Below are 15,338 nucleotides of genomic sequence, written 5' to 3'. Positions count from 1 at the left end.
ACGTTGTGGCCGGGTCATGGGCCAGTCGACGCGCCTCGACCGATGTTTCAAATGAGGTCGGCCGGCGGTGCGGGTTGCGTGGCCGTGGCCTCACGTACAGCGTCGGGCTCGAAGGACAGGATCGCCATTCCTTCTTTTCGGGTGAGGGGGCGGTTGTCGTGGTGTTGTGGCGCCGCCTCGGGGTTTGCAAGGTCGCGGACACGTACCCCGACGAGTTCGGCGAGGGCGACGGCCTGTTCCCAGGTCGGGTAGAGCACGCCGGCTTCCCATCGGTCCACTGCTGGTTCTTTGGCTTTGCAGGCGATGTCGACTGCGGGGCCGCTGTTCCTGCCGTGGTCGAGCATGAGGGTGATGTACCAGGGCACTAGTTTGCCGTCGTGCCAGTGCTGCCAGTCGGTGATGTCCGGCACCGTGAACGGTTTGCTGTTGTCGAAATGAGCGATGAACCGCTGCACGCGTTCCCTGTCGGCCGGAGGCAGCGGACCGGTTTCGGCCTGCGTCGTGGTCGGGTCGGGTGCTGGTTCTGTCGGGGTAGTCCCGCGGCGGCTGAACGGGTTTCGCACTCGTGCTCTCTCTCGTCGTCGCGATGGGTCGTTGATGTTAGTTCTGTCAGGCCGGTCGACCAGTCGTGGGTGCCGTCGGCGCTTCCAGTGCTGTGCGCAGTTCTGTTGTTGTCAGGCCCGCGAGTGTGTGCGCGTCGACGGCGGGGATTTCGGCGGCGGTGAGTTTGGCGAGCATGGCCGATTCGTCGTCGATGAAAGCCCGTAGCCATGCGCGGTGTTGGTGTGTGACGGCTCGGGCGTGGGAAATCTTGGTCTTCCAGGCCGGTTGTGGGTGCCGTCCGGCCGGGGTTTCGGGCCTGGTGAACATGGCTTTTCCGGTTGGGAAGTCTTTGGTGGTGAGCCAGAGCCCCGAGGCGTTCCGGGTGTAGCGGGGTCGGGTGGTGGAGTAGACGATGGTGTAGCCGAGACCGTCGATGGCCTAGGCGAGGTCGGCCAGGACGCCGTCGATGTCGATGATGACGACTCGATCGTCACCGGGCTTGACCCGCGGTCGGCGAACTCGTGCGCGGCCGCGGTAAGGACTGCGGCCCAGGTCTCGATGGCTCGTTGCTGTGTCATCGTGTTGCCTCCGCGTACTCACCGGTGACCGCCTGGTGCGGCTCCTCGTATGCGGTGTCCGAGCCTGCTGCTGCTGGTTCCTGTCTCGGGTCTTCATGTAGAGCGAGTACATGATTCGGCACTTTCGATTCCGCGACGTCCACGACAAGTTGGACCAGCTTGTCGTAGCGCCGGGTAACTGTTGAGGTTTTGACTTTCAGCATCCGAGCGACTGCTGCAAAATTCCCCCGCACTTCGGGATGCTTGTGATAAAGGAACGCCGTTGTCCAGACGTCGTCATGGAGGGCTCCGTGTGCGTCAAATAGGTCACTGAGCTGCTGGGTACTGGCTTCGCTCGTAGGTTCAGCCGGCGGCTGTGGAGCGCCTTCACGGCTCGGCAGACTCTCGATCACGTTCTCTGGCAACGACGTTTCCACACGGCTGGCGCGTGGCGCTCGCAGGATGACGGCGAGGACTTCGGTCATCGCGAGGAGAAAGACAGGGGCAATCGTGGCGATGCCAGCTGCGACGAACGCTGGCATCACGGTCGACGTCAGTGTTGCGTGGTAAGCGTTTCCAGCTATTGACGCGCCGGCTGCAACAGCAAGAACGCAGAGGACGAATCGCCGGCCGCGCATCGTTCGTGGGTCCGTATGGTGCGACAGCGCTATTGCGGTGACCGTGGTGGCGACGATCGCGCCGTCGAGGACGACGGGTATCACCCAGGCTCGACCAGGCTCGGTACCCGCCATCGTCGCGAGGTCCCGCAGGGCTGCGAAGGACAGCCAGAATGATGCGGCGGCGATACCGACCGTCAGGACGATTGCCGTGGCCAGTGCACCGATCAGCACTCGTGGGTGGATGAAGACAGTGTTGGCGTGGTCGAGGTGGTCTTCGACAGTTTCGTTGGGAGTACTAGCGTTGTTCATTGATCGCAGGTCCATTCTGTGATCTACCGGCCCCGGTGGTGTGAGCGCACTACCGGGGCCTTCGGGGTCGGTTTGGAATTAATACGAACGCGACGCCCAGGGCACTCCAGAAAACGGGCGAAGCGGCACTGACACCAAGACGCCCACACTCTCTATAGCGCCCATATGGGCGCTATAGAGAGGGCGCAGCTGGCGGTAGCGCGTACCGCTGACCGTGGTTGTACTGCTGTTCCAGCTGCTCACACAACCGCTCAACCGCCGTCCGGATGAATACCTGCTGATGCTTGACGCCGGTGAATGCCTGCGTGTGAGCGATCGTTGCCTCCATTCGTTCCTTCTGAGATGAGGGCATCGAGAGCAGAATGTCCCTCGTTCCTTCCATCCGCTTCGATCTCTCTTTCGCGCCACCCTCGATTGCTGGGGCGTTCGTTGGCTGTGTCGGCGGCTTAGACTGTGGCGCTACCGAAGGCGGCGCGGCCTCAGGTTCGCGTTGCGCCGGTGCTGCCGCCTGCGCGAACGTGTTGCGCCGAGGCGCACGCGCGGCGGGTAGCTGCGGTGCCGGAATCTCTTTACTCACTATGCCTTCCCTCCTGTTGCGTTGAGAATCTTTACGAAGTTTTCGTGAAGGTTGCGGATCCTTCCCGTTGGCCGAGGGTGTTCGTCGAGGCCCATTCCGACGTTGGTCAGTTTGCTGATGTCGGTCAGCATCGGTATCGGCTCCCCCACGATTCGGATATCAGCCGCTCGCACGTACTCCTTGAGGTACTCCAGCGTCTTCGCATGATCGGCACGGCGCCCGTCGATCTTGTTGACGACTACGCCTGCGATAGGCAGTACCTTGCCCATGTACTGCTCAAGGTCCTCGATCGACTGGCGAATAGCGTCGAACCCGTCGATTGCGTCCGATTCGGGGTTCACGACGATCAGAACGTTATCGGCGGCGAACAGTGCTCCACGGGACACAAGGTCGATCGCGGGACGGCAGTCGATGAGGATGTGCTCGTACTTGTTTGCAACCGTTTTCAGCGCCCTGTCGACGGCCATCTCGCCGCCGGTCTTCCCCACCAGCGTGTCCATGACTGCTTGAAGGTCACTGAACCCGCTCGGCAGAACATCTATGCCTGGACGCCGCGCCTGAATGATGGCTTGCTCGGTCGAACAGTCGACATCTCGGTCGAGCACATCCGCGAGACTCGCTTCAGGCGGATCTTCGACAGTGTGACTGGTGAGATGCTTGGTCGAATTCCCCTGAGAGTCAGCGTCAACGACCAAGCAGGTTTGCTGCACGCTGGCCGCTGCGTGGGCTAGGCCGTTCACGATGGTGGTCTTGCCGACGCCACCCTTCAGGTTCGCGATCGCAGTAATTGTCATAGCGGTGTTTCTTCTCCCTCTCGTTCGTTGATGCGACCACCCCCCTCCCCCGTGTCGAAGGGGAGAGCCGAGGAACAAAGCAGGTGGGGGCACTTACAGGGACATATGGACCGAAGTGGAACTAGTAGTGCTTAGCGAATAGTACGTAAGCGCAGCGTATATACGCTTTGATTATTAAAGAAGAGCAAAGCAAATAGTACTGGATATTGGGTAACGTTAGCTTACAGTAACTATCGTATCTAGGCTAGGTACTGTATGTACATATAATGTTATATACCTGCCCATATGGGCATCGGAGGCTGTTGCGTCCGAGCGCAACGGCCCGCAACAGCCTGCAACTCCGGCGTTCACCACAGCTCACCAGGGAAGCGGAGCGGCATTCCGATCGCCCATATAGGCAGCCATAGCCACTAGGGGAGGTCGAAACATCTTCCACAGACGGGCACGGCTGCCCCAACCGGGGGACTGGGGCAGCCACCGTTGCGCGTCCCAGATCCAGTTGATCAGTTGAGGCAACAGTCAGCACGCGGGTTTGCGGCCTCCGTCTTACGCAACTGAGAGGTCGTACCGATGTGCCGCCTCACGTAGCAAGTGCGCCTTCATCTCCGGCGTCGTTGTACATACAAGACTGAAAGCAGCTTCACGGAGAAGCCGTTCAGGTGTCGCGCCTCGCAATATCGCTCCACTTCCAGCCTCGCTCGCCAAATGGTTCGCAACGTCAACACTGAATCGGCTTGCGGCAGCGCGCACTCCGAAGATGTCAATCTGCCGCTCGGTGATCGCGCGAGTGAGCGTGGCTCTGATCTCGTTGTGTCTCGCATCGAGGATGTCGTTGGACCGGCCCATTGCAGCCAACTCCAAGAGGGATGCCTTCGCCGTTCCGAGAGCGAGCGAGCCGTTCAAACGGGTCACAGCCCGATCCATGTCACTCAGTTCCGAACCGTCCTTCTTTGACGCCGATGACACACTCATGACCACGTCGTCGGGTACATGAAGCCTGTCGAAGGTGAGTCTGACCGTATGTGAGGCGTGCGCGGCCGTCAGTTCTAGGCGATCGCTTACCAAGCCTGAGACGTCCTCGGCGTGGGCAAGGAACGTAACTTGCTGTCCCGCTGCCTCGTCGTACGCGGTCACACCGATGACCTCGGTGAGACCGTTCCATCCCGTTACGAAGGGCGAGGTCCCTGTAATCGAGTAGCCGTCAGCTACTCGAACTGCTTTGACCAGCGGCTTCCGTGGGCTGGCATAGCCACTGCCGGAAACACCTGCGCGCATGTCGCCCGTCTGCAGTGCCGTCAGATACTTAGCTTTCAAGCCCTCGTTGCTCGACGTGGCCAGACGTAGCAGCGTGCCGTGGTGTTGCGCCCATACGAATGCTGTGGCGAGGCAGCCGCTGACCAGCACTTCGCCGGTGTCCGCAAGTGTCCGGATCGGATCCTGCGACTTGAACGCAAGTCCGTAGAAACCTCTGCTGCGCAGCGCGTCGAAATGAGAGGCCGGTATCACCCCCGAGCAGTCGACATCATTCGCGTCCGGGGCCAACAGCTCGGCGCGTAATTCTTCCGCCGCTACAACCCAGTCGGTCATAACCCGCCTCTCTATAGGTTTGCTCAAGCATCGCCGCACCACGCTAGCGTCGGACCGTCCTCGGATGCGGATAGCCGATGGGTGGTACGGAGCACAGCTGACAGATAAGTGGGCCGGCGACCGACCTCAAGCCCCGTTTCCGAAGCCGCTACGACGTATCCACAATGACCGCCCCTAGAAGGTCACCGAGTATCTCGACTGCCTCTAACACCGGATCTCTTGGCGGTGGACCAGCCTTCATGAGTGCTGCCCAAAGAGCCTCCGAATCTGCGTCGCCAGGAAGGGGAGCGGCCTCGGCCGGCGGGAAAATCGTCTGGTCGCGCGTAGCGGAGTCACGGGATGGAGCGGAGAAACGGTTCTCGAGCCACACCTGCCACAAGAGCCGTTCGGCTCGGTGCCGAACAATGCGGTCGGCTACGACCATTTCCACACCGTGAGCGGCCGCTACGTCGTCCAGCGTGCGGCGTCCTAGGGTCAAGGTTGCATTGTTTCGCTCGATGAGCCCAGCAGTTGTTAGGTCCGCGAGGATCGCGTATCCGTTGGACTGCCGGAGCTTTGCAGCGGCAAAGATGTCCTCGACGTCGGTGGCCAGGCCGGCCTTGAGCAGCTCGTACACCGCACGACCACGTAGACCAAGCACGCTCCATGCCGGATGCACGGGCTCGACCCGCGCTCGCTCGATATGCGCTGCTCCTGGATTCTGGATCGTGGCTGGAGTGGTCAGGGCGTAGCGGTCCGCCTCTCGACCTGCCCCGCGCGACACCAGTAGCACGGGAGAGCCTGGGGTCTCTCTAAGCAGTCTCAGCCCACTCCACACAGTCGATTCCGACATCAGCCCCGCTGCATGCGACAGACTTCGACCACCAACGGCGACCACTGGGACTCCCTCCACCAATTCCCCCGCCAACGCAGATGTGTAAGCGAGGGCCTGCACCACCGCTAGTAGGACGGGGCGTTGACGAGTACCGAGGAATTCTGAGTCGATCCACAGCTTCGCGTGAGCCAGCCATTGCTGACGAACACGATCTTTCAGGAAGGAACCATCCCCCCCTGTGTATCTGTTCTTGTGCGTGAGTTGGTGGAATGGACGGACAATCGTTGCGGCCCAGGTCAGAGCCTTCTCCACGTCCCGTTGCAAGGCTGCGGCTGAATGAGTCCCGTACTTGTCGATGTAGGCGTGACGCAGCCCGGCCCACTCTGAGGTGGCGATTGACTTCTCGATGTCCGCAGTGCTGGCACCGCGGAGGACGGCGTGGCTGATGACGGACTGGCGTGCTTCTGACGGAGATGTCCAGAGGGCTTTGTGAGCCTTGGTGAACTTGCCTGTGGCCGCGTACGTCTCGACGGCATGGGGGACAGGTGTGGTGCGGTGGAAGCGCGGGTCCAGGCGTCGATCGCGTCCGACGCCGACGAGGCGTTCGTCCTGTGTGAGGGAGGCTGCAACTGCGGCAACTGGGGTTCGGTGGCGGGGAGTGGTCGCGCCCCCCAGCAAAGCGATCAGGCGCGCGATGACACCGCGGTCGGAGCGGACGGTGAAGGCGTCTATTGCGTCGTCGAGGGTGCCGTCGAGCAGTCGGTAGCCGCCCTCGCGGCAGGGTGAGCCAGGGGGAGTGATGCATCCCCAGTCTGCGTTGAGCATCGGTGTGGCGTCCAGGGTGACCAACCGGGCACCGAGGAGCTGCATCACCATTTTGATGTCGTCGACGCGCAGAGGCATATCGGTGGCCATGGGGACCAGAACGTGGCGGCCACCGCTCGTCGAGCGGTCGGTGATTGTGCGCGCGCCGCATTCATGGAGCCATCCGAGTGCGCGATCGACGTCGGCGTCGACCTGCTCAGGACTGTGATGTTTGGCGTCGAAGTCCAGCGCTAACAGGCTCGTACGGCCGCGCACATAGATCGGCACTGCGGCCGGCACGGCCGGCAGGCGCTTCGTCAGACTCCGCGAGGTATCGAACTTGCCACTGTCGGCACTCCAGACCCGCATGGACCGACGCGCGGCCATCAACGGAGACAGACGTCCCCAAGTGTTGTCGGGTGTCGACATCGTCGACCCGACACGAGCACCAAATCTTGAATCTTCATCAGGGCGCGATGTACCCTGAGACCTGTCCACCAAGACAGTCCCTTTCGTGGGGAAGCGCAACACCGAGAATCGAGTTGGTAGCTCGCTTCTCACCAAACTCGAATGCCCCTCGTTTCTTGCCCAACAAGAGCCGGGGGGTTTTTCGTGTCTCGGGTCTGGCGTGTGTCGCTGTATTTTCCTCCAGCTAGCCCTACGGAACGCCCTTCCGTATTCGAGCTGAGAGGCCGTGCGTCACGTCATGCGGAGAGCGGCAACACCTCCTGGTTCAGCTCTCGAACGAGATCGGGTCGTTCGGCCACCAGGCACAACATGTCGGAGAGGTACTGACTGACCGAACTGCAGCCGGCCTCTCGCGCCATGCGCTCGATTGTCGGAATGATCTCCTCGGGCGCACGAGCTCTCAGAGCTTTGCGCTTGCCCTTGCTGTTTTGAGGCACTGGTGGTCTCCTCCGGTCTCGACGAGGGGCCGTCATCCCCGCGTCCACCAATCCTGTCTCGAGTGTCGTGGCATCTTCCGCAGACACGCCGAAACTGGGCCAGGCTTCTGTCGCATTGACTGTCTGGCAGCCATCAGCGGGGGGCATCAGCCAGGGCCTGGTGCTTCTCCACTAGCAGCTCTGAAGTCCGTGAATGGCGACGAATCACTACAGCCCCCGAAACGAGGCATACAACGCCTAGACCACCGGCCGTCAGCGGACCGTAGATCTCGGCCCAGTCGATGAGTCGTTTGGACTCGACTGCCCGCTGCACCTGCTCGTCGACAGTGGCGGCGTCGAGCTCTGGCAACATTTCCACGATGGTGACCGCCGAGGGGTCGTCAGCGGTGCGGCCGTAGTACTGGTGCATCGCTTGTTTCCCGAAGACGATTGCACCTGTCGTGGGTTCGACGAGCAGCTCACGGCGTGCTTTGTAGAACCGGTGCATCAGAATTTCTTCGTCCCCGTCGATACCCCAGTACGACGCAGGGAGGCTGAGCTTGCCGCCGGTATCGAGTGGCGCGATGTCCTGAACGAAACGGTAGACATCCAGGCCGTTGATGGTGGTCTGGCCGTCGAACTGGATCTCCTGGCTGCGGCGCGCGGTCGTATCGAAGTACGGATAGGACCTCTTTTGGACGTCGAACGGAAACTTGAGCGAGAGCCCGTCGTGCGTGACTTCATCGGCGGGTTGATCGTCGTACTTCTGGATCGACCCGATCGGATCGTCCATCGGCATCGCAGTTCTGCGGTCGGCGGTGAATCTATCGACGGTTGCGTTGACCGTTCCTCGTTCACCAGGTCTGTCGTCTCGTTGCAACAGAACAGCGGATTGCATGGTGATCTTGTTGCTGTCGGACGGTTCTTCGACAGTGACCTGCTGCAAGACCCGAATGGGGACGTCGCGATCGACTTTCGAGACGCCCTGAATGAGCGCTTCGGTGTCGAGCAAGGTCGCGGTGCCCGTTGCGACCGTTGCGGAGTCGACGTCGAGAGGCGTCTTCACCAGCTGTGGAGCCATGTAGAGGGACATTGTTGCCGAGGATGCGGCGAGAAACGCACCGACCCCGACCAGTGCCAGGCCTTTGATCGGTAGTGTCGCCGTCGTCATGCGTTGGTCCTTGAAGTTGGTCGGTACCCTGCTCGTCTCGGAGCGGCTACTGAGTCTGAGAAGCTGTGTCGCATGATCGTCAAGAGGCTGCCCTTGTTCGTGACCAGTCGACCGGCCGCTGTGGTTTTGGCTACCGCTTTCGCGGGATTTGCGTTGTCGGAGTACAAGATGGGCAAGCGGAGGCCGCGAGCAGGCTCTGTGAATCGGGACAACGGGTCCGGTAGAGCAGTTGGCCGTGGCCTTGCACTGGCGTACGGCGGAGGCCTCGTGCTGAGCGTGGCCTCGCCGGCAACCGTCATTGATCGGCACCCGCGAACGTTCTTCGTCGCGGGCTTGACCACCGCTGTACTCGGGCAGGCCCTCCGGCTGGCTTCTGCGCGGAAGCTCGGGGAGTCCTTTACGTTCAAGGTCCACACGCATCCAGAGCAACTGGTGGTGCAGACGGGCCCGTACCGGTTGATTCGGCACCCCTCGTACACGGGGGCATTGATCTGCGCGCTGGGATTCTCCATCGCGTACGGGAACTGGCTTGCCCCCGTCATGGTGTCGTTTCTGGCGGGGGGATATGTCCACCGGATCCCGTCGGAAGAGTCCGCGATGCTCGAGGGCATAGGAGAGGGGTACGCCGAATACATGACGCGCTCTAAGCGCTTGATCCCGTTCATCTTCTAGTCGCCCCCGCGGAAGTTGCCTTACCGTCTTCGCCGTCGACCATCTCGACCATCAGTCGGGTGGACGCGACGGAGTTTCTGCTGGCACGCCAGGCAGCCCGCTTGGAGCTCGGGATCAGAGTGTCCGCAAGGATGGCGTTGCTTCGAGTCGCCAAGGCCTGCCACTCGTCCATGTACGCAACGATGCGTCGGTACCGCTGGACGCGAGGAAGCAGTGTCGTCCAGATATACACCCACGCAACGTATCCGGCGACGAGCAGCGGCGACATGATGAGAAAGAGCGATATCTGAACGGTGTGGTCGGTGTACCAGTTCTCTATGCCGCGGGCGAACGCCACCAGGTACACGATCTTGTGAACTGCGTAGAGCAGGATCATCCCGCACGCCACCGCAGCAGCGGTGAGAACGCGCGCCAATTCTCCGGTCTTCACGATCAAAGCCATGCGGACCAACAGGTAGAACGGCACAACCACGCACAACGACAGGCTTCCGAGAAAGATGACCCAGTAGACCAGCATCCAGCCTTCGGCTGCAAAGGTCTGACTGAGGTAGTAAGTCGGTCTCGACGGCGCGGGGGAGAGCAGAAATGAGATGACCAGACCGCTGACCAACGCCGTGGTGACGGCGTAGCGATAGCGACGCGGAAAACTACGTTGGGTCGAGTGAGCCACCATCCCTACCCATTGTGTTGCGGCGCAAATCGCCAAGGCCTGAGCTATCAGAACAGACACGTTCCACAGGCCCGTTACGTCGTGTAAGACAGGGTCGAGCTTGTCGTCTGCCAGCGCATGAATTCTGAACATCTGCGCAACACTGAGAGTGAGCAGTAGCACCGTCATGGGGCGAGTTTGCGGCCTCCGCCTGTACAACGGTAGGCGTTGAAGACCGAACACCAACAACACTATTGGCAGTATCGCCTCGAAGAACGTGCTCACATCTGCCACCCAAAAATTGTGGCCACCCGACGCAAGGTCTCCTTGTCTTTCGAGTCGATGTTCTCCGGGTAGAACGGCTTGCGTAGGGAATCGGCGCGGGCAAGCATGAGTGTGCCGAGCCATTCGGCCTCTGCTTCGATGGGCTGAAGGAAATCCGGGACTCGCGTGAAGCACACCTTCGCCCGTTGTTCCTCGGCAAGCGCGCTGATCATTGTCCTCGGAATGGCAGGAGCCATCCTCATGAACGATTCGACCAGAATGTCCTCGGTGACAACAACATCGGCATCATGACCGAGAAGTATGTGTGCGACTTCGTGGAGGATGCATTGTTCACGAAAGAGCGGATCTACGTCCGCACGGACGTAGATGACATCGACCGGGGCAGTTCGTACCCAAAAGCCCGAGACCTCGCCGCTTTCGCTCAGATCGTCAGGTAGATCGAGGATCACAATGACGCGGCCGATCTTGAACCCAACCTCGGCAACGAATCGGTCGATCGACCAGGGTCTCGTGAACTGCAGTTGCAGTGTGTCGAGGAAGGATCTGGCACGTAGCTCGGGGTCGTCGATAGTTCTCGCTGCAGCGGCAGCGTCTCGGACCGAGCTCATTATGTCGATTCGCCGGCCTCGGCCGGTTCGTGCCGATTCTGCTTCTCGAAACGTCCGTGCGTGTCCCGGACCAGCTCGCTCAGACGCTCAGCGATCGCCGGAGTCAGCTGCGGTACCCGAGTTCGTAGAGCAAATACCGTGGCCTGGGAGTTCCGAACATTGTCGAAGTAATCGAGCTGCGCGTTATAGTCCATCTGCTCGGCAGTGGTGCCGACCAGGTAGGTAACCGGCGACTCGAAGAAGGTGGCCACTGCCTCGAGGACGTCTCGTTCGGCGTCGTCGACCGCCTGGCTGCGGAGCACTTTCACTTCTTCCGCAGTGACGTGGCGACCGACGTTCTTGCTCACATGCGCCGCGACCTGCGGGTCCAGATCATCGAGTGTCCCCAGATGTCGGAAGCCCCCGAATAGCCTGCTGATTCGATCGTGTAGCGGTAGCTGGCTGTCCATTGTGGTCTGTTCCTTCCGAACGTTCTCTCCCCGCGGAGTACTACGAGAGGCTTGGTCCCGAGCAAGCACCCTTGCCCATTTCCTGCGCAACTTCAACTGCTTCACTCGCGCTCCGCCCATCGCTCCTGGAACCTGGCGTCCAGCTCGTCGTCGATGTCGTCGTGCCGCCCAGCCAGCCAGCGACGGTAGAGCTGTTCTTCGCGCTCGACCGGGTCGTAGTCGACGGCGGGTTTATCGAGGAGGGGACCGAATGCCATCTCCGCCATCGGAGGGAGGGTTCTCCCAGGGCCCCCACTTCTTTCCAAGACCGCGGTGGCATACCGTCCGGCTACGCGGGAAACAAAGGCGTTGAATCCCCCGACGACCTGGTCGAAGTATTCCAGTGGGGGATCCGCGCCACGACAGCTCTCGTGCGCGGCATTGAGCTGCCGGTGCAGCCCGAACAGATTGTTGATTTCGTCCAGGGGAAGCACAATTGCATCCGGCTCGGCGGCGGCACTGCTCGATCTGGAGTTTCTGTTCGACAGGCTCTCCAGGGGGACAGGATCGCCACCGGCGAGAACAGCAGCTGCGCTCCCTTTGCTCCACCGCAGGCCCTGGTCGAGCCTCCTGATCACGGCCGGACTGGGCGCCCGACCGAGAGTGTCGTTTTCGATGTTGCCAAGTGTGGTGTCCGACGGTCCACCAGCATCACGGACCTCGAACCTAGTCAACGCAAGCCTTGCCCGCCGCGCCGCCACCACCTTGCCAAAACGGGCCAGGTCGTCTGTTTCCTGCATTACTGCATCCTATGTCCGGTAAGCAAAAAAATCGCAATTCCCAAGTAAATGTACCGGATGGACATAGAAGCAGCTCAGAACTACAGCGATGTCGTTACACAAAAGGTTTATTTGCAAAAAGTTTGCTTCTAAGTTGCTCTGTTTTCAATCGCCGGTACATACTGCACTCATGCCGTCGCTCGCCGCGCTACACCCACCGTCGCTGCGGTCCACGACGTCGACCCAACGACGATGCCCATTCAGGAACTGGCGACCCTTGTCACGCCTGAACGCCAGCCGGCCGGTCTCGCGCACGCTCGTAACTGCGAACGAGCTCGTCGACACCAATCTCAAGCGCCGTCGCCAGGCGGCGAGCATTCCCATCGGTCAGCTTCACCTCGCCGCGCTCGATGCGAGCAATCATCGACGTACTGATGCCCACCTGCTGGCCCAGCTGCGGCTGTGTGAGCCCGAGAAGGACGCGCCAATCTCCGGGGAACCGCTGATCCCGGGGGACGTCGACAAGCTCACTGATGGGCAAGCCCAGGGTCTTCGCAACGAGGGCCAAGGTATCGACCTGAGGACTCCGGGTGCCGGCTTCCCATTGCTGGACGGTGGCACCTCCGAGCCCGGACTTTCGCGCGAGATCCGCGCGGCTCATGCCTCTACTTTCACGCAGCGACGTCAGCCTTGCCGGGTCGAAGCCCCGCAAGACGCGTCGACTCACTGTCGCATTCCGTTCATTGCTAGACACCATGCCGCACCTCCACTAAGGTCTAATCTGTGCATGACCTTAAACGATGCAAATGTCGTGATAGGTCGGACCGTTTTATTGACCTCGAGCACAGGCAGTTGCTCTCCACAGTCCCGAACGTGGAGGTGGCGATGCCCCTGATCGAAGGAGGAGCAGAAGCAAAGTAAGAGAAACCCCGGGTGCGCAAGTGATTGGCGTCCGAACGCCCCGGGGTCCCGTATCTGCGAATGACAACTGCGCCTGAACGCACCGCACCCACAGGCCTACCAGCCTAGGTGCACAGCGCAGTCCACACGACTGGAGCACCTATGACATCGCTGCTGAAACCTCAACCGTTACGGTTTCGACCCGCTTCCACGCCCCGTCACGGCTACACGGATTCGACTCCGTGCGCCTCCCTCACCACTGTCGTCGGCATCGGCCTCGTTTCGTGCTCACTCGATGCCGGGCACGAGAACGATCGGCCTCACCAAGAGATGGACGACTCGACAGGCCAGGTCCTCACCGAGTGGCTGTCATCGTCGAGCTACTCCCAGCCGGCCAACAGCCCCGACCTCCAGCACGTCGCCTAAAGACGCTAACGCTTGAAATCGACACCTGCCCAACAGATGTCGGTCTCAGGACGTGAAAGATCGCCCTAACGCCCAGGGCAGGCCAATCACGTTCACAGCGAGTGGCGGGGAACCCGAACTGGACCTCACGTGCAGATCGGACTCCCCGCCACCGTTGAAAAGTCGTGAGACGGGAACCCGGCGATTGCCTGACTCGAGGGTTGTCGCCTCCGTCTCATCAGATGGACCGGCGCGAGGGCCGCATGGTGACGCTTCGACCTCATCGTGTGCCGACCTACGCGGCCCCGCCGGGACATCGACAGAACCCCGTAACTCCCTCTCAGAGAAAGGATTTAGACAGGTGCCGTTCTTCCTTCAGTGGATTCTCTTCGTGAACTCCCTCTCGTCTTTGTTCACATAAGCCAAGTGCACTTGGTGGGTGCGGGTGATCGGACCCGCAAACCTTCGGCATCACCCGCACTCCCAATCGCACGTCGGCGGAGCTACGAGGTTAGAACCTGAATCACACTGCTGTTCAGCATGATTGGTTGACAACCAATCGAGGACGGGCCGAGAGCACCAGCTCCCTTCTTGGATCTACCCGCTGTAACCCAAACGCATTGTTCGTCAATGAAAGGTGAAGAAATGTTCAGATCGACTGGTAGTGGGGGTCGGCACCGACGCACCACGACGCGGATCGCTGCTGCGTGCGCCATCCCCATTGCACTGTGCATCGCGTGCGCCGGTGTTGCTCAGGCTGCACCGGGTCAGCCGGGTGTGTCTGTTGCGCCAGGCCAGCAGCCTGGTGTGACCCAGCCAGCTCCGGCACCCGCCCCGCCCGCTCCCGCCGAGGACAAGTACATCGCCGGTTACACCCCGATCTACGACTATTCCGAGACTCGCACCGTCGACGACTACAACGCAGGTCGTCAGCGTCCCTCCTACGACACCACCTATTACTCCGAACCGGTCGTCTACGAGAGCAGTCCGGCACCGATCCAGGGTCCGGCTATCAGCGATAGCCCCGAAACCGCGGCTCCCGCACCGGCACCCGCACCGGCACCGGCACCGGTGCCGACGGTCAAGCGGCCAACGATCGTGCCTATCGAGGTCGATGACGACTCCGTCCTGATCGGCGCGAGCCCGCATCGAATCCCCGACGGCGTCGACCGTGTCTTCGCCCGCCAGGTCTCGAACACCTTCCAGGCCATCCAGGCAGACGGCGGAAACCTGCTCGTCGACAACGGCCTCGCGACTGCCCCGCGAGCTGACCGTATCGCCGCCGGTACCGCTGCCGGTGCCGTGACGGGCGGCCTGGTCGGACTCGGTGTCGGTCTCGTGCCCGGAGCAGCGATCACCGCGGGCGGCGCGGCCATCGGTGCCGGACTCGGCGTGGCCGCAACCCCTGTCCTGACTCCGGCGATCGTCTGGGCCGGCCCGGTCGGCTACGTCTTCGTCCCCGGCGCAGCGGCACTCGCTGGAGCCGGTGTCGGAGCGGCGGTTTCGGCACCGATCGTCGCGGCGACCACCGCGGTCGGTGCTGCGGCCGGTGCTCTGATCGGCGGCGCGGCCGCCGGCGGCGAAGCGGCGACGATCGAGGAGCCTGCACCCGCTCCCGCAGTCGATGCGGCACCCGCACCGCCGGCCACCAGCCCGGTTCCGGTGACCCCGGCACCACTGGCGACGGAGGCGGGACCGGGCCTGCTCGCTCAGGCGAACACCGCCGTTCAGAATGCTGCCCCGGTCGTCGAAAAGGCCGTCAGCGACGCAGGCACGTGGGTTGCACCAGCCGCTACTGCAGTGCAGGGCTTCGCCTCGACCGTGGTCGAACAGCCCGCTGTCGCGGACGCGGTCGCCGCTGCGGGACCGGCCCTCGAGCAGGCCGATGCGGCGTGGCAGGCCCTGACCACCAGCCAGCCCGTCTAGAGGGAGCAGGCGTGCTCGGTGTTTCA

General features: G+C 61.8%; 15 protein-coding genes. 2 read left to right on the top strand and 13 right to left on the bottom strand.

The window, feature by feature from the left end; translation table 11 throughout:
* Positions 1 to 47: 47 nt before the first annotated feature.
* The 8 genes from AYK61_RS26185 to AYK61_RS26150 all read right to left on the bottom strand — a co-directional run bounded on the left by AYK61_RS26185 (position 48) and on the right by AYK61_RS26150 (position 8,660).
* Entirely contained in the window at positions 48 to 563 is a 516-nt protein-coding gene (locus AYK61_RS26185; protein ID WP_121873791.1) for a hypothetical protein, read from the bottom strand.
* A gap of 46 nt (positions 564 to 609) precedes the next feature.
* Positions 610 to 870 (bottom strand): hypothetical protein, encoded by a 261-nt coding sequence (locus AYK61_RS27130; RefSeq protein WP_147458419.1) that lies wholly within the window; start codon positions 868 to 870, stop codon positions 610 to 612.
* A 247-nt stretch (positions 871 to 1,117) separates the two neighbouring features.
* A complete protein-coding gene (locus AYK61_RS26180) occupies positions 1,118 to 1,951 on the bottom strand; it encodes a DUF2637 domain-containing protein (RefSeq protein WP_259468304.1) in 834 nt (277 codons plus the stop codon).
* Positions 1,952 to 2,605: 654 nt separating this feature from the next.
* Positions 2,606 to 3,400, bottom strand: a complete 795-nt coding sequence (locus AYK61_RS26170) for a ParA family protein (protein WP_121873789.1) — start codon at positions 3,398 to 3,400, stop codon at positions 2,606 to 2,608.
* Between the two features lie 546 nt (positions 3,401 to 3,946).
* Positions 3,947 to 4,987, bottom strand: a complete 1,041-nt coding sequence (locus tag AYK61_RS26165; protein ID WP_121873788.1) for an acyl-CoA/acyl-ACP dehydrogenase — start codon at positions 4,985 to 4,987, stop codon at positions 3,947 to 3,949.
* A gap of 148 nt (positions 4,988 to 5,135) precedes the next feature.
* On the bottom strand, positions 5,136 to 7,034 hold the full coding sequence (locus AYK61_RS26160) for a hypothetical protein (RefSeq protein ID WP_121873787.1): 1,899 nt from the start codon (positions 7,032 to 7,034) through the stop codon (positions 5,136 to 5,138).
* Between the two features lie 275 nt (positions 7,035 to 7,309).
* Positions 7,310 to 7,510: a hypothetical protein gene (locus tag AYK61_RS26155; protein ID WP_037149368.1), complete on the bottom strand. Its 201-nt coding sequence runs from the start codon at positions 7,508 to 7,510 to the stop codon at positions 7,310 to 7,312.
* A 133-nt stretch (positions 7,511 to 7,643) separates the two neighbouring features.
* Positions 7,644 to 8,660 carry a DUF3068 domain-containing protein gene (locus AYK61_RS26150; protein WP_121873786.1) on the bottom strand — a complete coding sequence of 339 codons (1,017 nt, stop codon included), beginning with the start codon at positions 8,658 to 8,660 and terminating at the stop codon, positions 7,644 to 7,646.
* A gap of 72 nt (positions 8,661 to 8,732) precedes the next feature.
* Here AYK61_RS26150 and AYK61_RS26145 point away from each other — a divergent pair, with 72 nt between their 5' ends.
* Entirely contained in the window at positions 8,733 to 9,332 is a 600-nt protein-coding gene (locus AYK61_RS26145; RefSeq protein WP_121873785.1) for an isoprenylcysteine carboxylmethyltransferase family protein, read from the top strand.
* On the opposite strand, the gene AYK61_RS26140 is transcribed toward AYK61_RS26145, so the two are convergent.
* The 5 genes from AYK61_RS26140 to AYK61_RS26120 all read right to left on the bottom strand — a co-directional run bounded on the left by AYK61_RS26140 (position 9,322) and on the right by AYK61_RS26120 (position 12,838).
* On the bottom strand, positions 9,322 to 10,170 hold the full coding sequence (locus AYK61_RS26140) for a hypothetical protein (RefSeq protein WP_147458418.1): 849 nt from the start codon (positions 10,168 to 10,170) through the stop codon (positions 9,322 to 9,324). The two genes, AYK61_RS26145 and AYK61_RS26140, sit on opposite strands and share 11 nt — an antisense overlap.
* 92 nt (positions 10,171 to 10,262) lie before the next feature.
* Positions 10,263 to 10,874, bottom strand: coding sequence for a hypothetical protein (locus AYK61_RS26135; RefSeq protein WP_027494121.1), 612 nt, complete (start codon positions 10,872 to 10,874; stop codon positions 10,263 to 10,265).
* Positions 10,874 to 11,323 carry a hypothetical protein gene (locus AYK61_RS26130; RefSeq protein WP_121873783.1) on the bottom strand — a complete coding sequence of 150 codons (450 nt, stop codon included), beginning with the start codon at positions 11,321 to 11,323 and terminating at the stop codon, positions 10,874 to 10,876. Before AYK61_RS26130 ends, AYK61_RS26135 begins: the two co-directional genes overlap by 1 nt.
* A gap of 101 nt (positions 11,324 to 11,424) precedes the next feature.
* Positions 11,425 to 12,102, bottom strand: coding sequence for a helix-turn-helix domain-containing protein (locus tag AYK61_RS26125; RefSeq protein WP_121873782.1), 678 nt, complete (start codon positions 12,100 to 12,102; stop codon positions 11,425 to 11,427).
* A gap of 259 nt (positions 12,103 to 12,361) precedes the next feature.
* Positions 12,362 to 12,838 carry a helix-turn-helix domain-containing protein gene (locus AYK61_RS26120; protein WP_121873781.1) on the bottom strand — a complete coding sequence of 159 codons (477 nt, stop codon included), beginning with the start codon at positions 12,836 to 12,838 and terminating at the stop codon, positions 12,362 to 12,364.
* 1,355 nt (positions 12,839 to 14,193) lie between these two features.
* On the opposite strand from AYK61_RS26120, the gene AYK61_RS27535 reads away from it, so the two are divergent.
* Positions 14,194 to 15,312: a hypothetical protein gene (locus tag AYK61_RS27535; RefSeq protein ID WP_220709185.1), complete on the top strand. Its 1,119-nt coding sequence runs from the start codon at positions 14,194 to 14,196 to the stop codon at positions 15,310 to 15,312.
* Positions 15,313 to 15,338 lie beyond the last annotated feature (26 nt).

Origin of the sequence: Rhodococcus sp. SBT000017 (assembly GCF_003688915.1) — a bacterium.
In the GTDB taxonomy this organism is placed as follows: domain Bacteria; phylum Actinomycetota; class Actinomycetes; order Mycobacteriales; family Mycobacteriaceae; genus Rhodococcoides.
The sequence above is the reverse complement of the archived record's forward strand: the minus strand, read 5'-3'. Positions and strand labels throughout refer to the sequence as shown.